General features: G+C 73.0%; 15 protein-coding genes. 2 read left to right on the forward strand and 13 right to left on the reverse strand.

The features are described 5' to 3' along the window. Positions 1 to 3 precede the first annotated feature (3 nt). The 6 genes from KJK29_RS05410 to KJK29_RS05435 all read right to left on the reverse strand — a co-directional run bounded on the left by KJK29_RS05410 (position 4) and on the right by KJK29_RS05435 (position 6,524). Complete coding sequence (locus KJK29_RS05410; protein ID WP_215117557.1) at positions 4 to 777, reverse strand: GvpL/GvpF family gas vesicle protein; 774 nt, start codon at positions 775 to 777, stop codon at positions 4 to 6. After that, the gene (locus KJK29_RS05415) at positions 774 to 1,208 is read right to left on the reverse strand and encodes a gas vesicle structural protein GvpA (protein WP_215117558.1); all 435 of its coding nucleotides are present in this window, start codon (positions 1,206 to 1,208) and stop codon (positions 774 to 776) included. The genes KJK29_RS05410 and KJK29_RS05415 overlap by 4 nt, the downstream gene beginning before the upstream one ends. 46 nt (positions 1,209 to 1,254) lie before the next feature. Then, a complete protein-coding gene (locus KJK29_RS05420) occupies positions 1,255 to 1,626 on the reverse strand; it encodes a gas vesicle protein GvpO (protein ID WP_215117559.1) in 372 nt (123 codons plus the stop codon). A gap of 91 nt (positions 1,627 to 1,717) precedes the next feature. Further along, positions 1,718 to 2,647: a non-homologous end-joining DNA ligase gene (gene ligD / locus KJK29_RS05425; protein WP_215117560.1), complete on the reverse strand. Its 930-nt coding sequence runs from the start codon at positions 2,645 to 2,647 to the stop codon at positions 1,718 to 1,720. Next, positions 2,644 to 4,491: a transketolase gene (locus tag KJK29_RS05430; protein ID WP_215117561.1), complete on the reverse strand. Its 1,848-nt coding sequence runs from the start codon at positions 4,489 to 4,491 to the stop codon at positions 2,644 to 2,646. Before KJK29_RS05430 ends, ligD begins: the two co-directional genes overlap by 4 nt. Continuing rightward, positions 4,488 to 6,524 (reverse strand): NAD(P)/FAD-dependent oxidoreductase, encoded by a 2,037-nt coding sequence (locus KJK29_RS05435; RefSeq protein ID WP_215117562.1) that lies wholly within the window; start codon positions 6,522 to 6,524, stop codon positions 4,488 to 4,490. The genes KJK29_RS05430 and KJK29_RS05435 overlap by 4 nt, the downstream gene beginning before the upstream one ends. 169 nt (positions 6,525 to 6,693) lie before the next feature. Between KJK29_RS05435 and KJK29_RS05440 the strand changes: the two genes are divergently transcribed. After that, positions 6,694 to 7,656 carry an LLM class F420-dependent oxidoreductase gene (locus KJK29_RS05440; protein ID WP_215117563.1) on the forward strand — a complete coding sequence of 321 codons (963 nt, stop codon included), beginning with the start codon at positions 6,694 to 6,696 and terminating at the stop codon, positions 7,654 to 7,656. Between the two features lie 4 nt (positions 7,657 to 7,660). On the opposite strand, the gene KJK29_RS05445 is transcribed toward KJK29_RS05440, so the two are convergent. Beyond that, positions 7,661 to 8,116 carry a phage holin family protein gene (locus KJK29_RS05445; protein WP_215117564.1) on the reverse strand — a complete coding sequence of 152 codons (456 nt, stop codon included), beginning with the start codon at positions 8,114 to 8,116 and terminating at the stop codon, positions 7,661 to 7,663. 48 nt (positions 8,117 to 8,164) lie between these two features. Here KJK29_RS05445 and KJK29_RS05450 point away from each other — a divergent pair, with 48 nt between their 5' ends. Beyond that, entirely contained in the window at positions 8,165 to 8,512 is a 348-nt protein-coding gene (locus KJK29_RS05450; protein WP_215117565.1) for a VOC family protein, read from the forward strand. 18 nt (positions 8,513 to 8,530) lie between these two features. Here KJK29_RS05450 and KJK29_RS05455 read toward each other — a convergent pair whose 3' ends face one another. The 6 genes from KJK29_RS05455 to KJK29_RS05475 form a co-directional block, all read right to left on the reverse strand. Then, positions 8,531 to 9,109, reverse strand: coding sequence for a GNAT family N-acetyltransferase (locus KJK29_RS05455; RefSeq protein ID WP_215117566.1), 579 nt, complete (start codon positions 9,107 to 9,109; stop codon positions 8,531 to 8,533). Positions 9,110 to 9,147: 38 nt separating this feature from the next. Next, positions 9,148 to 10,932: a CocE/NonD family hydrolase gene (locus KJK29_RS05460; protein ID WP_251057709.1), complete on the reverse strand. Its 1,785-nt coding sequence runs from the start codon at positions 10,930 to 10,932 to the stop codon at positions 9,148 to 9,150. A 133-nt stretch (positions 10,933 to 11,065) separates the two neighbouring features. Continuing rightward, a complete protein-coding gene (locus tag KJK29_RS38750; RefSeq protein ID WP_251057710.1) occupies positions 11,066 to 11,998 on the reverse strand; it encodes a S66 peptidase family protein in 933 nt (310 codons plus the stop codon). 79 nt (positions 11,999 to 12,077) lie between these two features. Then, positions 12,078 to 14,123, reverse strand: a complete 2,046-nt coding sequence (locus KJK29_RS05465; protein ID WP_251057711.1) for a S9 family peptidase — start codon at positions 14,121 to 14,123, stop codon at positions 12,078 to 12,080. 4 nt (positions 14,124 to 14,127) lie between these two features. Beyond that, entirely contained in the window at positions 14,128 to 15,441 is a 1,314-nt protein-coding gene (locus tag KJK29_RS05470; RefSeq protein WP_215117568.1) for a M20/M25/M40 family metallo-hydrolase, read from the reverse strand. Continuing rightward, the gene (locus tag KJK29_RS05475; RefSeq protein WP_215117569.1) at positions 15,434 to 16,267 is read right to left on the reverse strand and encodes a M55 family metallopeptidase; all 834 of its coding nucleotides are present in this window, start codon (positions 16,265 to 16,267) and stop codon (positions 15,434 to 15,436) included. The genes KJK29_RS05470 and KJK29_RS05475 overlap by 8 nt, the downstream gene beginning before the upstream one ends. Positions 16,268 to 16,294: the final 27 nt, after the last annotated feature.

The raw sequence follows: 16,294 nt of genomic DNA on the forward strand, positions 1-16,294 counted from the left end.
TCGTCACCCCGCTCCGGTCTCCGTGCCGCTCACCGTGGTGCCCGCCGGCTCGGCCGGGCCGGGCTCGACGAAGCTGTACGGCGGCAGCGGGCCGTTGACCCGCACCTCCAGGTGCGGCATGTCCTTGCGCGCCTGCTCGACCGCGGCCAGGAAGTGCTCGGCCGACTCCCGGTCCACCAGGTACGACACGTTGGTCAGCCAGCCGGTGGACTCGGGGCCCACGCTCACGTCCGCGGCGGCGGAGTCCAGCGCGCCCCTGAGTGCGGCGGCGTCGTCGGCCTCCCTGCCCTTGACCGCGGCCGCGACCAGCTCGCCGAGCCGGATCTTGTCGTCGTAACTGCCGCCGCCGGACTGCCGGTTGGCCTCGGCGAGACCGCGGATGTCGGGGTCCTGGGCCATCACCTGGTGCAGGACGGCCTCTTCGACGTGGTTGGCCTTGAGGTTGTACTCGACCCGGCCTTCCAGGGCCCGCAGGCGTTCCTTGTAGTGCTCGGCACGCTCGGCGAGCACTCCGGTGATCGAGTTCTCGTCCGGGGCGACGCTGCCGAACCGCATGGGCAGCACACAGCCGGCCGCACCCGCCTCGCTGAGCACGTTCTGGTGGGCGAGCAGGTCCCTGCGCTTGGGTCGCAGCCCCTCGGGGGCGTCACTGACGATGGCCGCCAGGTCACCCTCGCGCAGGATGCGCACCTGGCGGGGCGGGTCGCCCACACCGCCCATGCCCTCGGGCAGCGCCGGGTGCGAGTCGGCCGCGATGCCGTAGACGTAGGTGCTCACTCCTGCTCCTCCTTCCGGCGGGACGACGTGCTCTTACGGGCGCGGGGGCGGGACTCGCCCTGGCGCTCGGAGCCGTCCTCGCGCGCCTGCTTGAAGGCGTCGGAGATGGTCTCGGCGGCACCCGACAGCGCCCCCTTGGACTTGCCGCGCGCTCCGGACTCGGTCATCTCACCGACCAGGTCGGGCAGGCCCGGGTCCTTGCGCGGACCGGCCTCCAGGTCGAGCCGGTTGCACGCCTCGGCGAAGCGCAGATAGGTGTCGACGCTGGCGACGACGACGCGGACGTCGATCTTGAGGATCTCGATGCCGACCAGGGAGACTCGCACGAATGCATCAATGACGAGCCCCCTGTCCAGAACAAGTTCAAGCACGTCATAGAGGCCGCTGCTGCCGCCTCCGCCGCCGGACTGTTGTGCCGGTACGACTGTCATGCCGGGTGTTCCTCCTCGTGTGTGGGTGCGGGTCCGGTCGGGCGGCCTAGCGGCCGCCGGGCCTGCGCGCGTCGGATCGACCGCGTTCGTAGCGGCGGACGCGCCGGTAACCCGTGAGCTGCCCGTCGGCGTCGAGCTCCACCTGGTAGCTCGCCATCAGGCTCATCGTGTCGGGCACGCGCTCGAGTTCGAGGACCTCGACCTCCAGCGCCCAGCCCTCGTCCGTCTGCTCGAAGGACGACACGGACTCGGCTTCCATACCGGTGAGTTCGGCGAGCTGGCCGCGCGCCTGACGCAGCACGTCCATCGGGCTCGGCCGCTTCCGGGCCGTCTGCTTGTCGTTCGATTTGCTCGAATTCTGAGAGTCCTGGGATTTCTGTGAACCCTGTGACTCTTGCGTGTTTCTTGTGTTCGACATGGCCACCTCCCCCTCCGTGTGGCCGCAAGAGTGTTCGCCAAACCTCCGGGGTCTCATGCATCTGCCACCCGCCCGGCGAGGCGGGTGGGGCTCAGCCGCGCAGAGCGTTCAGCCGCCGCCGGGCCGGTCCGAGCGCCCGGCCGCGGCTGAGCAGCCCTGACCAGGGATTGGTGCGGGCCTGCTCGACGGCGTCGGCGATGGTCCAGCCGCGGGCGTGCAGCTCCGGGTCGTCCAGCTGGTCCCAGGTGATGGGGGTCGCGACGGGCGCGCCCGGCCGGGGCCGGACCGTGAAGGGGGCGACGGCGGTCTGGGCGTAGGCGTTGCGCTGCACGTCGAGGTAGAGCCGCCCGCCGCGGTCCTTCTTGCGGGCGGCGGTGGTGAGCCGGTCGGGGTGGGCGCCCGCGAGGGTCTCGGCGACGTCGTGGGCGAAGGCGCGCACCTCGTCGAAGTCGTGCCGGCCGTTCAGCGGCACGATCGCGTGCAGTCCGCGCGAGCCGGTGGTCATCAGCGCCGAGGGCAGCTCCAGCTCGTCCAGGAGCTCCCCGAGCAGCCGGGCGGCCTCGCGCACGGCCTCGAAGTCGTCGCCCGCGGGGTCGAGGTCGAAGACCAGCCGGTCGGGGTGGTCGGCGCTGTCGGCGCGGGACAGCCAGCGGTGCAGGGCGATGCTCGCCTGGTCGACGAGATAGAGGAGGGTGGCGGTGTCGTCACAGACGGTGTGGCAGACGGTGCCGCCCTCCTTGGCCAGCTCGACGCGCCTGATCCACTCCGGGTAGTGCTCCGGGGTGTTCTTCTGCATGAACCTCGGGCCGTCGAGCCCGTCGGGATGCCGCTCCAGCATCAGCGGACGGCCGCGCAGGTGCGGCAGCATGAAGGGCGCGACGGCCCGGTGGTAGTCCACCAGGTCGCCCTTGGTGTACTCCTTCGCGTGCGCGCCACCGGGGAAGAGCACCTTGTCCGGCCGGTGGACCGTCACGGTGCGACGGCCCGCCCGCACCCCGCGCGTGCCGTCGCCGCCGCTCACGGCACGACCGCCTCCTCCACCAGCAGCCGCCCGGCCGCCGCGATCGACTCGGCGTCGATGCCGGCGGCGTGCAGCGCCTCGGCCGGGGTCGCCGAGCCGGGCATCGACCGTACGGCGAGCCGCACCAGACGCGGGACGGGCCGCCCGTCGGTGAAGGCGTCGAGGACCGCGTCCCCGATGCCGCCCTCCGGGTGGTGGTCCTCGACGGTCACCAGGCAGCCGGTCTCCTCGGCGGCCCGGCGCAGGGTGGCCCGGTCGACGGGCTTCACGGAGTACAGGTCGATCACCCGCGCCTGGATGCCCTCCCGCTCCAGGGCGTCGGCGGCGGCCAGTGCCTCGTGCACGGTGACGCCCGCCGCGACGAGGGTCAGCCGGTCGTGCTCGGAGGAGCGCAGCACCTTGCTCCCGCCGACCGGGAACTCCTCGTCTGGGCCGTAGAGCACCGCGCTCTCGCCGCGCGAGGTGCGCAGATAGCGGACGCCCTCCAGGCCGGCCATCGCGCCGACGAGCCGGGCGGTCTGGTTGGCGTCGCACGGGTACAGCACGGTCGAGCCGTGCACCGCGCGCATCATCGCCAGGTCCTCCAGGCCCATCTGGCTGGGCCCGTCCTGGCCGATGGCGACGCCCGCGTGCGAGCCGACGAGGTTGATGCCGGCGCCGCTGACGGACGCCATCCGGATGAAGTCGTGGGCCCGGGTCAGGAAGGCCGCGAACGTGGCGGCGTACGGCATCCAGCCGCGTGCGGCGAGTCCGACCGCCGAGGCGACCATCTGCTGCTCGGCGATGTAGCACTCGAAGTAGCGGTCGGGGTGCTCCTTGGCGAAGAACTCGGCGCGGGTGGAGTCGCCGACCTCTCCGTCCAGGGCGACGATGTCGCCGCGGCCGGTGCCGAGCGCGGCGAGCGCCTCACCGAAGGCGTTGCGGGTGGCGACCTCCTCGCCCTTGTCCCAGGTGGGAAGTTCGTAGTTCCCGGTGTGGACGGAATGCAGCATGCGGGCGGCCGGCGGTTCCTGCACCCGGACGCGGATGTCGCGCGGACCGCCGAGTTCGGCGATCGCCTCCTCGGCCTCCGGCAGCGGCTTGCCGTGCAGGCCCTCGCGGTCCTGGACGCTCTCAACGCCCTTGCCCTTGAGGGTGCGGGCGAGGATCGCGGTGGGCTGGCCCTTGGTGGAGGCGGCCTCGCCGTAGGCCCGGTCGACGGCGTCCACGTCGTGCCCGTCGACCTCGATGGTGTGCCAGTCGAAGGCCTGGAAGCGGCGGGCGTAGGCGTTCAGGTCGTGGCCGTGCCGGGTCGGGCCGCGCTGGCCGAGCCGGTTGACGTCGACGATCACGGTGAGGTTGTCCAGGTGCTCGTACCCGGCGTGCTCGGCGGCCTCCCACACGGATCCCTCGGCCAGCTCGCTGTCGCCGCACAGCACCCAGGTGCGGTAGCCGGTGCGGTCCAGCCGCTTGCCGGCCAGCGCGATGCCGACACCGACCGGCAGGCCCTGCCCGAGCGAGCCGGTGGCCGTCTCGACCCACGGCAGACGCTGCGGTGTGGGGTGCCCTTCGAGACGGCTGCCCAGCTTGCGGAAGGTGAGCAGTTCCTCGTCGTCGATGGCGCCGGCCGCCTTGTACGCGGAGTACAGCAGCGGCGAGGCGTGCCCCTTGGACAGCACGAAGCGGTCGTTGCCGGGGTGGGCGGGGCGGTCGAAGTCGTAGCGGAAGTGGCGGGCGAGCAGGACGGCCATCAGGTCGGCCGCGGACATCGAGGACGTCGGATGCCCGGAGCCCGCGGCGTCGGCGGCGCGGACACTGTCCACGCGCAGCTGTCGGCCGAGATCGGTGAGTTCACCGGTGTTCATGAGTCTCCTTTCGCGGAGTCGTCCGGTGGGTCGGAACGCTTGACGGGGCCGGGGGCGATGCCGGGGCCCGGGGGCGGCTGATCGTCAGGGGGCTGTGGAGCGGGCACGGGCTGATTCTTCGCGGGCTCACCGCCGGGCTGGTTCTTGGCAGGCTCACCACCCGGCTGATTCTTCGCAGGCTCACCACCCGGCTGATTCCGCGCGGGCTCCCGGCCCGGCTGCTCCTCGGCACGCTCACCACCCGGCTGACTCCGCGCGGGCTCACCACCCGGCTGATTCTTCGCAGGCTCTCCGCCGGGCTGATCCCGCGCGGGCTCACCACCCGGCTGCCCCTCGGCACGCTCACCACCCGGCTGCCCCTCGGCACGCTCACCGCCCGGCCGCCCCTCGGCCCACTCGCCACCCGCCCGCCCCTCGGCGGGCTCACCCCCGGCCCCGCTCCTGGACCGCGGGTCGCCGAGCGGGCCCTTGGCGGGCTTGTCGGCGGGCCAGGTCCTGGCCCGTTCTCCGCTCGGCCGGCCCTTGGCGAGTTCTGTCTCCGAGCGGCGCTCCGCGGCCCCGGATCCGGGCTGTACCTGCGTCACCCCGGATCCGGGCTGCCCCTTCGCGGGCTCGTTCCCGGCCCGGCCCTTCCCGGGCCCGGTGCCGGTCCCCCCGTCGTATGTGTCGGCCTGGATCGCGGCGCCCGGCCCCGAGCGCGCGTCGGCCTCCCGTCGCCGCCCAGGCCCGCCCGGCACCCGGGCCACCTCCGGCGACGCCGTGTCCAGGGGCACGGACCAGGACCGTACGAGCCCCAACTGCACGGCCTGGCGCGGCAGTACGGCGTCCAGCAGCCAGTCGGCGGCGACCCGGACCCGGTTGCCGGGCATGGCGGCGAGATGGTAGCCCCGCGTCACCGCACCCGCCGGTATGCCCGACAGCGGCACGCCGAGCGGGTTGGCGGCGGCCTTCGCACCGCCCAGGTCGACGACGAAGCCCAGGTCACGGTGGCGGTAGGGCGTGCTCGCCCCGCCGAGGCCGAGCGACGCGGCGACGTTCTCGGCCGCGACCTTGCCGTGCCGCCAGGCGTGCTGCGCGGTCATCGGCGTGTAGCTGCCCGGGTTCTCCAGATCGGGCACCGCGGCCACGTCACCGCACGCGAACAGCTCCGGCCGCCCGGGCACCTGGAGATGCGGGTCGACGAGCAGCCGCCCCTTCTCCATGGGCAGCCCGAGGGACTCCACCAGCGGGTCGGGCCGTACGCCCACGCACCACACCAGCGTCCGGGTCTCGACGAACTCGCCGTCGCTCAGCACGACCCCGTCGCGCGTGGCCTCCTTCACGGAGGTCCCCGTCCGCACGTCCACGCCCCGCTGCCGCAGCACCCGGTCGGCCGTCTCGGAGAGCCTGGCGTCCATCTCGGGCAGCACCCGCGACGCCACGTCCAGCAGGATCCAGCGCGGTCGCATGCCCTGGCGCAGCGGGTGCTTGCGGACCTGCGCGTCGGTGAACATCTGCCCGTGGGCGGCGACCTCGGTGCCGGTGTATCCGGCGCCGACCACGACGAAGGTGCAGCGCGCTGCGCACGACTTCGGGTCGTCGGCGGCGGCTGCCAGTTCCACCTGCCGGGTCACGTGGTCGCGCAGATAGAGCGCCTCGGGCAGCCCGCGGAAGCCGTGCGCGTGCTCGGCGACGCCCGGGACGGGCAGCAGCTTGTTGACACTGCCGGCGGCGAGCACCAGCCGGTCGTAGGCGAGGGTGCCGCCGTCGCCCTCGGGGCCGGTGTAGTGCAGGGTGCGTCCGTCGAGGTCGATCCGGTCGGCCTCGCCGAGCACCAGGCGTACGTGCGGCAGCGTGTCCGAGAGGGAGACCGTGACCCGGCGCGGTTCCAGCACACCGGCCGCGACCTGGGGCAGCAGCGGCAGGTACAGGAAGTAGTCGGTCGGGTTCAGCAGGGTGATGTGGGCCCGGCCCCGGGTCTGCCGGGCAAGGGTGCGCGCCGCCCGGTAACCGGCGAAGCCGGCACCGACGATCACGATGCGGGGTCGACTCACGGTTCGCCTCCGGCGCTGTCGCGTACCTCGGGAGCCTTCCGCGTCCCCCTGGCCAGGGCACCCAAACGTCCACCGGGCCCTCGCGGGCGCGACACCGCCGGTTTCCGGCCCGGCGCCCGGGTAACCCGGTGCGGGACACGGACCGGCGACGTCGCGGAGGCACTCCCCCATGCCCGAGTACGGCTATTTCCTCTCGTGCGAGCAGTACGGACCCGCCGAGCTGATCGAGCAGGCCCGGATGGCCGAGCAGGCCGGGTTCCAGGCGCTGTGGATCTCGGACCACTACCACCCGTGGAACGACGAGCAGGGCCAGAGCCCGTTCGTCTGGTCGGTGATCGGCGCGCTGTCCGAGGCGGTGTCGCTGCCGGTCGAGACGGCGGTGACCTGTCCGACCGTGCGGATGCACCCGGCGGTGGTGGCACAGGCCGCAGCGACCAGCGCGGTGATGACGGCGGGCCGCTTCCGGCTCGGCGTCGGCTCCGGCGAGGCGCTCAACGAGCACATCCTCGGTGACCACTGGCCGCCGGCCCATGTCCGTCTGGACATGCTGGAGGAGGCGATCCAGGTGATGCGCCGGCTGTTCACGGGCGAGGAGGTCAACCATCACGGGCCGCACTACACGGTGGAGAACGCCCGTCTGTACACGGTGCCGGACGAGCCGGTCCCGATCGACATCTCCGGCTTCGGCCCGGCGGCGACCCAGCTCGCGTCCCGCGTCGGCGACGGCTACATCACCATGGCGCCGGACGAGACGATGGTGGAGCAGTACCGCAAGGGCGGAGGCGGCGGAAAGCCGGTCAGCGGCGGCACCAAGGTCTGCTACGACACCGACGGGGAGGAGGCCGTACGCACCGTCCACCGGCTCTGGGCGAACGAGCAACTGCCGGGGGAACTGGGCCAGGTGCTGCCCTCCCCGAAACACTTCGAGCAGGCGCAGCGGCTCGTCACCGAGGACATGGTGCGCGAGAACCGGGTGTGCGGCGACGACGTCGAGGCACACGTCGCCGAGCTGAAGCGGTTCTCCGACGCGGGCTTCGACCGGGTCTACGTCAACCAGATCGGCCCCGACCTGCGCGGCTTCTTCGACTTCTACCGCACGAAGGTGCTGCCGCAGCTCCAGCAGGACCTCTGACGCGTCAGGCCCTGGGGCGGGGCACGTCCGGGGCGTCGGTCGGCCGCGGAGGCACGTGGGGCGGGGCCGGCGGCACGGGCGGATACGGCAGACCGTCGGCCGCCGCGCCGGCCCGGCCCGCTTCCTCACGGCCCGGGACCGCGTCGGCCCCCTGCCCGGAACCCGGGCGGTCCGGCCGGGCCATGCCACGCAGCACATAGGCCGCGGCGCCCAGGAGCACGGCGGTGATCAGCGCCGCCGCCCAGCCGGGCAGTCCGAGGGCGAGGGCCAGTCCCACGGCGAGGGCGAGGGCCGCGCCCGCGTACAGGGCGAGGGCGCCGGACGCGGCGTACAGGGTCGCCCGGCGGCGCTGCTTGCGGGTCTGCTCGCGCAGTTCGTCCCGCACGGTCTCACGCGCCACCTGTGCCAGCTCGTCAACCAGATGCTTGTCCAGATGCTCCAGGTGATCCATCGGCTTCATACCCGTCCGGGTACCCGTGCCCCCAGACGCGTAACTAGGCTCGTCCTCATGGAGATTCTGGGTGCAACACTGCGCGTCTGCGTCGACGACCTCGAGACCGCGATCCCCTTCTACGAACGGCTGGCGGGCGGCACCGCCCAGCGCTTCGAACGGGGCGGTGTCGAGGTGGCGGCGATCGGCTGCTTCCTGCTGATGAGCGGTCCCCCGGCCGAACTGGAGGTGCTGCGCAAGGTGTCCGCGACGATCGCCGTCAAGGACGTCGACGACACCCACCGGGTGCTCACCGAACTCGGCGCCCACATCGTCGCGGGCCCCATCGCGTCACCGGCCGGCCGCAATCTGATCGCGCTGCACCCGGACGGGTCGATCTACGAGTACGTGGACCGCAACGCGTAAGGCCCGCCGGGGCCGGACTCAGTGCCGGTCCGGCCCCGTGACCGTCTCGGCGGTGATCGCCCAGCGTTCGTGGTCGCGCCAGGCCCCGTCGACGAAGAGCATCTTCGGCGAGAAGCCCTCCAGGCGGAACCCGCAGCCGCGGGCCAGGGCGATCGACGCGGCGTTCCCCGGCTGGACGTTGATCTCCAGCCGGTGCAGCCGCATCGGGCCGAACGCGTACCGCACGACGAGGTCCAGCCCTTCGCGCATCAGCCCCCGCCCGGCGGCGTGCGCGAAGGCGCCGTAGCCCAGCGCCCCGCACTGGAAGCCGCCCTCGACGATGTTGTTGATGTTGATGAACCCGGCGATGGCCCCGCCGTCCTGCTCGCGGACCTCGTCCTTCTCGCAGACGAGGAAGCCGGCCTTGGACGGGTCCTCGATGAGCCGCCCGGCGTACGCGGTGTAGGCCTGGGCGCTCTCGGGCGGGAAGAGCCAGGGGTGGTGCAGGTCCTTGCTCTCCCGTGCCCGGGCGGTGAACTCGGCGCCGTCCCCGTAGGTGAAGTGGCGGATGCCCACCCGGGGGCCTTCGGCGAGGTAGCGGGATGCGTTGTGCGGCACCCCGCCACAGTAACCGCGCCACCTGTGCTTCCTCGGTGTCAGGAACCGACCACCGGCAGCCGGAGCACCCCGGTGTTCCGCGGCCCGCTGACCACGGTCACCGGTTTGACGCCCCGGTTGCCGAAGTACGCGTCGTCGCTCGCCGCGATCACGAACCGCAGCCGGTGCCCCTTGTCGTACCGGTGCACGATCCCGGGCAGCGTGACGGTGAAGCTCTTGGTCACGTCCGGGACCCGGACCGGCGCGACCAGGCGGCGCACCAGGGTGCGGGTGCCGTCGGGGGCGATGTCGTAGAGCTTGGCGAACAGAACGAGCTTGTCGGCCGCGTCGCCGGAGTTCTGGGTGCGCTCGGCCTTCGGGGAGTGCACCTTGAGCGTGGCCCGGGGCGCGCCCACCACGTCGAGGGGGTGGGACAAGGGTGCGCTGGTCCAGCCGAGGTAGGTGCCCTCGGTGTCGTGCGGTGGGGTGTCGGGCAGGCCGATGAGACCGGCCAGGGAGCTCTCCGAATGGCTGGTGGGGGTCAGCCAGTTGGTGTACTTGCGGCTGCCCCGGGCCACCTTGTTCCGGTTGTCGACGAGCTTGCCGTCGCCGGAGAGATACAGCGTCCGGCTCGGGGCCGGGAGGTGGCCGGCGGTGGCGTAGGCGCGGTCCGGGTCGGTGATCCAGTCCCGGTGGTAGGCGAAGGCAGGTCCCGTGTCGGTCTGCGTCCGGCCGCGCAGATGGCGGTCGAACCAGGCGAGGACGCGCCGCCCTACGTAGCTGGTCTCCAGGTTGCCCTTCGACAGATCGAGTTCACCGGCGGCGGGGCCGGTGAGCCCGCCGCTGTGCCCCCAGGACTGCCAGATCATCTTCACGGGGGTGCCCTGGGCGCGGAGCGTCCGGTACGTCGCCGTCGCCTCGTTGAGGTTGAAGAGGGTGTCGGCCTGCCCCTGGACCAGCAGGGTGGGTGCCTTGACACGGTGGAGGTAGGAGGCCGGGGAGACGCTGCGGGCGAAGGCGAGCAGCTCGGCGGTCCGGTCGGCGGGGTAGCTGCCGGAGTTGAGCGTGTGGATGGTGCGGCAGGCCTTGGTGACGAAGTGCAGACAGGAGAGGCGGTTGATGCGGGAGGGGTCGAGGCTGGGCTGGAGCAGGGGCTGGCCTTCGCCGATGAGGTAGAAGCCGTTGGTCCACTGCCATTTGAAGACGCCGGGGACGCCGTTGCCGCCGGTGGCGTTGTTGGGGTCCAGCGCGTACGCCAGGTCGTTCCAGGTGATCATGGGGACGAGGGCGTCGAGGCGGTGGTCGACGGCGGCCGTGGCGAGCTGGACGGCGCCGCCGTAGGAGCCGCCGATCATGCCGACGCGCGGGTCGCCGGGCCGGTCGAGGGTGACGAAGTCGGCCTTGGTGCCGTCGTCGGCGGCGCGTGTGCCGCCCAGGAAGTCGACCAGCCGCGCGGTGGCGGCACCGTCGACGGCCGGGTCGTCGAGGGAGATGAGACAGCCGCTGCGGCCGAATCCCAGGCCGGAGTAGATGAGGGAGACGTAGCCGCGCTGGGCGAAGGCCTTGCCGATGGTGTCCGTCGAACCGTCCGACTTGCTGCCGCCGAAGCCGTTCGTGCCGAGCACGGCGGGCGCCCGGCGGTTCCGGTCCACGCCGGCCGGGCGGTACAGGTCGGCGTCGACCGTGCAGGTCCGGTCGCCCGCGCGGACGGTGAACTTCAGCGGGGTGACGGTGTAGGAGTCCGCCGCGGCGGTGGCGGGCGGCGTGAGGGCGAGGGGGGCGGCCAGGGCGGCGCCCAGAGCGAGAGCGAGCGGCGCGCGGGATCTGGGCACGCGTCGGGACACACGGACCTCCACGGTGGGGACAACCCGGATACCGACCAGTAGGTACTTGGTCGGTAGTCATCGTGTGACACGTGTCAGGGAGCGTCAATCACCGAAACGAGGGTTTCTTGACAGGATTTCAGTAGCGACATGCTCAGCTCAGGACCGGTTCGTCGAAGGTCAACGTGCCCGCCCCGGCGTCCAGTTCGGCCGCCGTCCCCAGGGGCATCGTCAGCGCGTCGTCGCCGTGCCCGAACCCGAACTCCTCCACGACCGGGACACCGAGTCCGCCGAGCCGGTCGGCGAAGACCGCGCGCACCTCCTCGTACGGGCCGCAGGCCGCCCAGGACCCGAGCACGACCCCGGCGACCCCGTCCAGCCAGCCGCCGCGCAGCAGTTGGGTCAGATATCGGTCGAGGCGGTAGGGGCTCTCGCCGACGTCCTCGATCAGCAGCAGCCCGCCCCGGGCCGCCGGGTGGGCGTGCGGGGTGCCGAGGTCGCTGGCGAGCAGGCTCAGACAGCCGCCCAGGGTGACGCCCCGGGCCCGTCCGGGCACCAGCGCGCGGCGTCCCGGGGGCACGGCCGTGACGGTCCGCACGGACTCCGGCTCGAAGAGGGTCGCCCGCAGATGTTCCTGGGCCCGGGCACTCTTGAGGAAGTCGACACCGGCGACCGCGGGGCCGTACAGGGTGACCAGTCCGAGGCGGGTGGCGAAGGCCTGGTGCAGGACGGTGATGTCGCTGAACCCGGCGAACACCTTCGGTCCGGCCGCCCGCATCGCCGCCCAGTCGAGCAGGTCGACCATGCGCTGCGCCCCGTATCCGCCCCGGGCGCACAGCACCGCGGACACGGATGGGTCGCACCAGGCGCCCTGCAGATCGGCGGCCCGCTCGGCGTCCGTGCCGGACAGGTAGTCCAACGCCCGGTTCCTGCCGAGCACATGGGGTGCCACGACGGGGTCGAGGTCCCAGCCGCGCAGGAGGTCGAGCCCGGACTGGAGCCGCTCCTCGGGCACGGGCCCGCTCGGCGCGACGACGGCGACCCGGGCGCCGGGGGCGAGCCGGGGAGGTCGCAGAAGCTGGTTCACGTGTCGGGGCCCTTCCGGTGGATCTCCGTGGGAGAAGGAGCGGCGTTCGGTGCGTGCGATCGGCGTGCGGCGGGCAGGGTCATGTGGCGGAGCCACCTGGCCCTTCCCGCCGTGCGGCGAGCGGGCGTGCCGGGCGTCGCGACGCCGCGGAGGTCCACCGGAAGGGCCCCAGCTCCAGAGTCGGGATGCCGTGCGGATCGAGCCGGAACACCTGGGCGTACAGGGAGAGTTCGGCCTCCAGGGCGCGCACCATGGTCTCGGCCCGCCGGAACCCGTGCCCCTCCCCCTCGAAGGCGAGATAGGCGTGCGGCACCCGTCGGCCCTCGAGCCGGGCCAGGAACCGCTCGCACTGGACGGGCGGGCAGATCGGGTCGTCCAGGCCCTGGAGCAGCAGGAACGGCACGCGGAGGCGGTCGGCGTGGGTGGCGGGCGAGCGCTCCGCGTACCGGGCGGGCACCTCGGCGAGCGGCCCGATCAGGCTCTCCAGATACCGCGACTCGAAATCGTGGGTCTCCCCCGTGCCCCAGCCGGTGAGATCCAGGATGGGGTACTTGATCGTGCCGCAGGCGTAGACGCCGGTCGTGGTGAGCGAGGCGGCCGCGGTCCAGCCGCCCGCGCTGCCGCCCCGGACGGCGAGCCGCTCGCGGTCGGCGGTGCCCTCGTCGGCGAGGGCCAGGGCGACGGCGGCGCAGTCCTCGACGTCCACCACGCCCCACTGCTCGCGCAGCCGCTCGCGGTAGGGGCGGCCGTAGCCGGTGGAGCCGCCGTAGTTCACCTCGGCGACGCCGATGCCGCGCGAGGTGAAGTAGGCGATCTCCAGGTCGAGCACGAGCGGCGCGCGGCCGGTGGGCCCGCCGTGTGCCCAGACGACGTACGGCGGCAGTTCGTCGCCGGGCGCGACACAGCCGGGGTGGTGCGGCGGGTAGATGTGGGCGTGGATGTCGCGTCCGTCCGGGCCGGTGAAGGCGCGGATCTGCGGCTCGGGGTAGTAGGCGGGGTCCACGGCATCGTCGTGCTCGGCGCCGATGACGCGGGCGTGGCCGGTGGCGGCGTCCAGTTCCACGACCTCGTAGGCGCTGCGCGGGCTGGCCCCGACGGCGACGACCCGGTCGCCGTGCGCGGCGAGGGTGGGCGCGAACTCGGTCCAGGGCCCGGCCGCGTCGACGACCTCCCCGGTCTCGGGGTCCAGGATGCCCAGGGCGGTGGCGCCCCGGCCGTGCACGACGGCGACCAGGCCGCTGTCGAGCGGCGCGAACCAGCGCATGCCGAGCTTCCACAGCGCCCCGCCGAACTCCTCCTCGCGCGGGCACACCGGCTCCCCGTCGAGGTGGAGGTTCCACCAGCCGCTGCGGTCGCTCGCGTGCAGGAGGCGACCGTCGTGGGTCCAGTCGGCCTGGGCGATGGACTCGCCGGGCCCGCCGGCCACGGTCCGGGCGTCGTGCAGCGCGCCGTCCTCGCCGACGTCGGCGAGGACCAGTTCGGTGCCGTCCCACGGCATGCGCGGATGGTCCCAGGCGAGCCAGGCCGCCCGCCGCCCGTCGGGCGAGAGCTTCGGGCCCGTCACGAACCGGTGCCGGGCGTCGGTGAGTTCGCGTACGGCGTCCCGATCCTGGGCGGCGGAGCCGTCGAGCGGGACCGCGGCCGGGACGCGGCGCACATCGGTGGGTCCGTCGCCGGTGAACTCCTCCAGCACGCACCACACTTCGCCCCGCCCGGGCATCGGCAGCGGCTCGGCCCAGCGCAGGCCCCCGCCGACGGGGGACACCGGTGTGAGGGGGCGGGGCTCCGAGCCCGGCTCGTACCGGTAGAGCCGCTGGTCGGCGAAGTTGACGAACACCACCAGCGGGCCGTCGTCGCCCGTGTGCGCGGCCCAGGGGTGGCCGCCGTACTCGATGACCCGGCTGCGCACGTTCCACGGCGCCGGCAGCACCGCCTCCTCCGTGCCGTCGGCGTGCCGGCGCACCAGGGTGCGCCGGCCGCCCTCGGCGGGGCGGGGCTCGGTCCACCACACCTCCTCGCCGACGAAGCCCACGTACTCCGGGTGCCCGTCGTGCTCGGCGGCCAGGGCCGCGTCGATGGGCGAGGGCCACGCCCCGTACGCCAGCGTCCGCACGCTCTCCCCCACTCCCCTAGGCCGTCCGCAGGAACCGGTCGAGTACCCGCACTCCGAAGTGCAGCGCCTCGACCGGGACCCGCTCGTCGACGCCGTGGAACATGGCCCCGTAGTCGTAGCCCTCCGGCAGCTTCAGCGGTGTGAAGCCGTAGCCGGTAATGCCCAGGCGCGAGAACTGCTTGGCGTCCGTGCCGCCCGACATGCAGTACGGCACGACGTGCCCCTCCGGGGCGAACTCCTCGACGGCGGCCCGCATCCGGGCGAACGTCGCCGAGTCCACCGGTGACTCCAGGGCGACCTCGCGGTGGTGGAACTCCCACTCGACGTGCGGCCCGGTGAGCCGGTCGAGGGTCTCGCGGAACTCGTCCTCGCCGCCGGGCAGATACCGGCCGTCCACCTGCGCCACGGCCTCCCCGGGGATCACATTGACCTTGTAACCCGCGTTCAGCATCGTCGGGTTGGCGCTGTTGCGTACGGTCGACTCGACGAGCTTCGCGGCGGGGCCCAGCTTGTCGAGCAGCGCGTCGACGTCCGTCAGGTCGCTGTCGATGCCGTAGAGCGCGGCGAGTTCGGTGAGCGCCGCGCGTACGGTCTCGGTCGGCCGCAGGGGCCATTCGTGCTCGCCGATCCGGGTGATCGCGGCCGACAGCCGGGTGACCGCGTTGTCCCGGTTCACCTTGGAGCCGTGCCCGGCGCGTCCGCGGGCGGTGAGCTTCAGCCAGGAGGTGCCGCGTTCCCCGGCCGCGATCGGGTAGATCTGCCGTCCGTTGCCGTCGTGGAAGGTGAAGGCGCCCGACTCGCTGATGCCCTCGGTGCAGCCCTCGAACAGTGCCGCGTGTTCGTCGGCGAGGAACCCGGAGCCGTCCTCGGCGCTGGCCTCCTCGTCCGCGGTGAACGCGATGACGATGTCCCGCCGGGGCCGTACGCCCTGGCGCGCCCAGCCGCGCAGCACGGCGAGGATCATCGCGTCCATGTTCTTCATGTCGACGGCGCCGCGCCCCCAGACGACCCCGTCGCGGACCTCCCCGGAGAAGGGGTGCACGGTCCAGTCGGCGGCCTCGGCGGGGACGACGTCCAGATGGCCGTGGAGCAGCAGCGCGTCGGCCGAGGGGTCGGTGCCCTCGACGCGGGCGACGACATTGGTCCGGCCCTTGGTGCGCTCCAGGAGCGTCGGCTCGATCCCGGCCTCGGCGAGCCGCGCGGCGGCGTACTCGGCGGCGGGCCGCTCCTGGCAGTCGCCCCCGCCCCGGTTGGTGGTGTCGATCCGGATCAGGTCGGACGTGTACGTCACGACCTCGTCCAGCGCCTGCCCGTCCACCTGCTCAGCCATACTGCTCCTCCACCGCGGCGGAGACGATCGTGGTGACCGCCTTGAAGGCGCGGATGCCCTCGTACATGGTCTCGCTCGTGCAGGCCACCTTGCGCTCCCCGATCCGGTCCACACCCGGCACGACGGTGGCGGCCATCGCCAGATGCTCCGCGTCGAACTCGACGGCGACGGTGAACGGGCCGCCGTGCACGGGCTCGTGACGCACCGCCAGCCCGGCGGCCTCCTTGGCCGCCGCCCGGATGTCGGCGGCGGTCCGGGCGGGGGTGCGGCACACGGCCGCGTACCGCGACACATGGTCCTTCACCGCGACCTTCAGCGCCTCGGGCGCGTACCCGAGCGCGTCCTCGCAGGCGACGTCGTCCCCGGTGACCAGCACGACCGGCACCCCGAACTCGGCGACGACATGGGCGTTGAGCAGCCCCTCACTCGCCCGTACGTCGTTCAGCCACACGCCGGTGATCTGGTTCGCGAGGTAGGTGTGGGCGAGGACGCCCTCCATACCGGCGCCCGCGTGGTAGCCGACGAAGGCGATGCCGTCGACGTCGCCGTGCTGCACGCCCTCCACCATGGAGAGCGCCTTGTGCCGGCCGGTGAGCAGCTGGGCCCGTTCGTCCAGCCGCTCCAGCAGCAGATTGCGCATCGTCGCGTGCGCCTCGTTGATGATCACCTCGTCGGCGCCGCCGTCGTGGAAGCCGAGCACGGCGGCGTTGACGTCGGAGGTGAACAGCGAGCGGCAGCGCTCCCACTGCGCGGCGCCCGGCACGACGTCGTCCGGCCAGGTGACCCCGGTGGCGCCCTCCATGTCGGCGCTGATGAGGATTCTCATGACGAGCCGTCCCGGATGGAGATCTTC

The sequence above is a fragment of the Streptomyces koelreuteriae genome, assembly GCF_018604545.1.
Lineage (GTDB): Bacteria > Actinomycetota > Actinomycetes > Streptomycetales > Streptomycetaceae > Streptomyces > Streptomyces koelreuteriae.

Bases quoted from the DNA above. Each gene is read 5' to 3' on its own strand.
- KJK29_RS05420 (WP_215117559.1), bottom strand. From the start codon at position 1,626: ATGTCGAACACAAGAAACACGCAAGAGTCACAGGGTTCACAGAAATCC.
- KJK29_RS05450 (WP_215117565.1), top strand. From the start codon at position 8,165: ATGGAGATTCTGGGTGCAACACTGCGCGTCTGCGTCGACGACCTCGAG.
- KJK29_RS05445 (WP_215117564.1), bottom strand. From the start codon at position 8,116: ATGAAGCCGATGGATCACCTGGAGCATCTGGACAAGCATCTGGTTGAC.
- KJK29_RS05440 (WP_215117563.1), top strand. From the start codon at position 6,694: ATGCCCGAGTACGGCTATTTCCTCTCGTGCGAGCAGTACGGACCCGCC.
- KJK29_RS05430 (WP_215117561.1), bottom strand. From the start codon at position 4,491: ATGAACACCGGTGAACTCACCGATCTCGGCCGACAGCTGCGCGTGGAC.
- KJK29_RS05470 (WP_215117568.1), bottom strand. From the start codon at position 15,441: ATGGCTGAGCAGGTGGACGGGCAGGCGCTGGACGAGGTCGTGACGTAC.
- KJK29_RS05475 (WP_215117569.1), bottom strand. From the start codon at position 16,267: ATGAGAATCCTCATCAGCGCCGACATGGAGGGCGCCACCGGGGTCACC.
- KJK29_RS05415 (WP_215117558.1), bottom strand. From the start codon at position 1,208: ATGACAGTCGTACCGGCACAACAGTCCGGCGGCGGAGGCGGCAGCAGC.